Origin of the sequence: Shewanella sp. SG41-4 (assembly GCF_014164505.1) — a bacterium.
Taxonomy (GTDB): domain Bacteria; phylum Pseudomonadota; class Gammaproteobacteria; order Enterobacterales; family Shewanellaceae; genus Shewanella.
Genome location: NZ_JACJFI010000365.1, coordinates 1 through 3,111, shown reverse-complemented (window position 1 = coordinate 3,111; position 3,111 = coordinate 1). Strand labels below are relative to the sequence as shown.

Genomic DNA, 3,111 nt, shown 5'->3' with positions numbered 1-3,111 from the left:
TAAGGTTTAGCGAAAGATGAACGACTGCATGGCAAATTTTATGCCGCATAATCAGTCCCTTTATTAACGTGGAAGTAAAAATGGAATCAACAGACAAGTTGACCGACACCAACGCAATTTTAGCGTATTTATATGAAACCTTTCCTTTATGCTTCATTGCAGAAGGTGAAACGAAGCCATTAAAAATTGGTTTGTTTCAAGATTTGGCTGAACGGTTAGCTGATGATTCTAAAGTCAGTAAAACACAATTACGTGTAGCGCTTCGTCGTTACACAAGCAGCTGGCGCTATTTGAAAGGCGTTAAAGCCGGTGCTAAACGTATCGATCTTGACGGTAATGAATGTGCTGAATTAGAACAAGAGCACATTGACCATGCTATTTTGACGCTTAAAGAAAGCCAAGATAAAGCCAAAGCAAAACGTCAAGCACTTGCGCCTAAAAAGCCTGCAAAGAAAGTAGCGCCTAAACGTGCTCCAGCAGTTAAAAAGGAACGTCCTGCTCCCGTAGTTGCTCCAGTGATAAAACTTGTGCCTGCTAAGCTAGAAGATTTAAAACAAAAACAACGCGTTAATGTTAAATTAGGTGCAACACCAGTTCCTGGGGTTGTGACTGATATTAATAAAGAGGATGTGCTTGTTCAATTAGATTCTGGCTTATCCATCAAAGTACGTGCAGAGCACATACTATTATAGAAATTTAAGGAGTACTTGTTGATGCGAAAACTTACCTTGGCCGCGTCAATTGCCAGTTTATTTGTCGGCTTTTCGGCATGGGCAATTTCACCAACGATTCAAATCAGCGAGTTACCTAAACTAGCACAAGAGCCGCAACATAAAGTGGCTAGCAAGCGAGTAACGACTTTGTTTACTCGCTCGCATTATCATCGTTTTAACCTTGATGATGCATTCTCTGAGCAAATCTATACCCGCTTTCTTGAGCAACTTGATTATCGTCGTAATGTGCTGACTGCGGCAGACATTACGAGCTTTAGCCAATATCAAAACCAGTTTGATAACATGGTAGCCTCAGGTGATATTAGCCCTGCATTTACTATGTATGACGTAGTACAAAAACGTCGTTACGAGCGTTTTGCTTATGCTTTGTCTTTGCTTGATAAAGAATTTGACTTTACTCAAGCTGGCGACGCATATGAATTCGATCGTAAAGATGCCCAATGGCCTAAAGATGAAGCCGAAGTGAATGAACTTTGGCGTCAGCGTGTTAAATATGACGCGTTAAATCTTAAGTTAACCGGTAAAAAGTGGCCTGAAATTGTTGAAGTGCTCGAAAAGCGTTATAACAATGCCATTAAGCGTTTAAGTCAAACACAAAGCGAAGATGTGTTTCAAACAGTAATGAACGCGTTTGCTCGAAGTGTTGAGCCTCATACAAGTTATTTATCTCCTCGTAATGCAGAACGTTTCCAAATGGAAATGAATCTAAGCCTTGAAGGGATTGGTGCTGTGTTGCAAATGGATGATGACTACACCGTCATTAAAAGTTTAGTGGCCGGTGGGCCAGCTGCCAATAGTGAGAAATTATCACCTGAAGATAAAATTGTTGGTGTTGGTCAAAAAGACGGTGAAGTTGTTGACGTCATAGGTTGGCGTTTAGATGATGTTGTTGATTTGATCAAAGGGCCAAAAGGCAGTGAAGTCGTATTACAGATTTTACCGAAAAAAGGCGGTGCGAATGCTAAACCTTTTGAAGTGGTCATTACTCGAGATAAAATTCGATTAGAAGACCGCGCAGCAACCTCAAAAGTGGTTGAGCCTAAAGAAGGCCAGTACGCCAACCGTAAAGTTGGGGTAATACAAATTCCTGGTTTTTACATGAATTTGTCGCAAGATGTGGCTAAAGAAATTACTAAGCTTGAAAAAGACAATGTTGAAGGCATTATTATTGACCTTCGTGGTAATGGTGGTGGAGCATTAACCGAAGCCACATTACTCACAGGCTTGTTTATTGATATGGGTCCAGTGGTACAAATTCGTGATGCTAATGGTGGTGTTAATCAAAATCGTGATAATGATGGTACCAGCGCATACAATGGTCCACTTACTGTGATGGTTGACCGTTATAGTGCATCAGCTTCAGAGATTTTTGCTGCGGCTTTACAAGATTATGATCGCGCACTTATTGTTGGTGAATCGACCTTTGGTAAAGGCACTGTTCAGCAACATAAGAGTTTGGGTCGGATTTATGACATGTACGAAAAACCAATTGGTCACGTGCAGTATACTATTGCCAAATTTTACCGCATTAATGGCGGCAGTACTCAGCTAAAAGGTGTTACACCAGATGTGCGTTTACCGAGTGCTTTAGAACCTGGTGAATATGGTGAGTCGGAAGAAGAAAATGCTTTACCATGGGATAAAGTACCTGTAGCGCAGTACACTACTTTAGGGAATATCACCCCTATGTTGATTAACAATCTTGATGTTAACCATAAAGAGCGTATTAGCAAAGATGTTGAGTTCAGTTATATTTACCAAGATATTAATGAGTTTAAAAAACATCATAAAGACAAAACAATATCGCTTGTTGAGAGTGAACGAATTGCCTCACGTGAAGACGATGATAAACGTGCCTTAGATCGGGCAAATGCACGTCGAGTTCATGAAGGTTTAGCTGTTGTTAAGTCTTTAGACGATATTGAAACAACAGATGATAGCAAGTTACCTGATGCCTTTTTGGATGAAACTGCTTATATCACCCTAGATATGGCTGACGCAGAAAAAATAGCTAAGACTAACTCAAAATAATTTTTTATTGCTGTTAAAAAACGCGCTTAGGCGCGTTTTTTCTTAATCATAATAACTAAAAATAGTACCAATTCGATAAAGTTCACACGCATTTAATCATATTGGCATTAGTACCGTTCAAGAGGAACATGTATGAACCAAGCGCAAGAAAAACACCTAAAAGATTATACCAAGCCTGCATTCACCATTTCTCATGTTGATTTGAACGTTATTCTAGATGGCAAAAACACTAAAGTAACAGCTGTCAGTAAGGTGATCCGTAATGGTGAGCATCAGCATGATTTAGTGCTCGATGGTGAACAACTTTCGCTGAGTACTGTAAAACTTAATGGTGTCGCGGCTAACT

The 3,111-nt window shown here is 40.0% G+C and carries 3 protein-coding genes; all 3 read left to right on the top strand.

Features of this window, described 5'->3' with window-relative positions; genetic code table 11:
* Positions 1 to 80 precede the first annotated feature (80 nt).
* Positions 81 to 692 (top strand): RNA chaperone ProQ, encoded by a 612-nt coding sequence (gene proQ / locus H5202_RS19655; protein ID WP_182749908.1) that lies wholly within the window; start codon positions 81 to 83, stop codon positions 690 to 692.
* Positions 693 to 713: 21 nt separating this feature from the next.
* Complete coding sequence (gene prc / locus H5202_RS19650) at positions 714 to 2,765, top strand: carboxy terminal-processing peptidase (protein WP_182773551.1); 2,052 nt, start codon at positions 714 to 716, stop codon at positions 2,763 to 2,765.
* Positions 2,766 to 2,897: 132 nt separating this feature from the next.
* The coding region (locus H5202_RS19645; protein ID WP_182773550.1) for a hypothetical protein at positions 2,898 to 3,111 on the top strand (214 nt) is incomplete at its 3' end.

Coding starts and splice junctions, on each gene's coding strand:
- proQ (WP_182749908.1), top strand. CDS start 81: ATGGAATCAACAGACAAGTTGACCGACACCAACGCAATTTTAGCGTAT.
- prc (WP_182773551.1), top strand. CDS start 714: ATGCGAAAACTTACCTTGGCCGCGTCAATTGCCAGTTTATTTGTCGGC.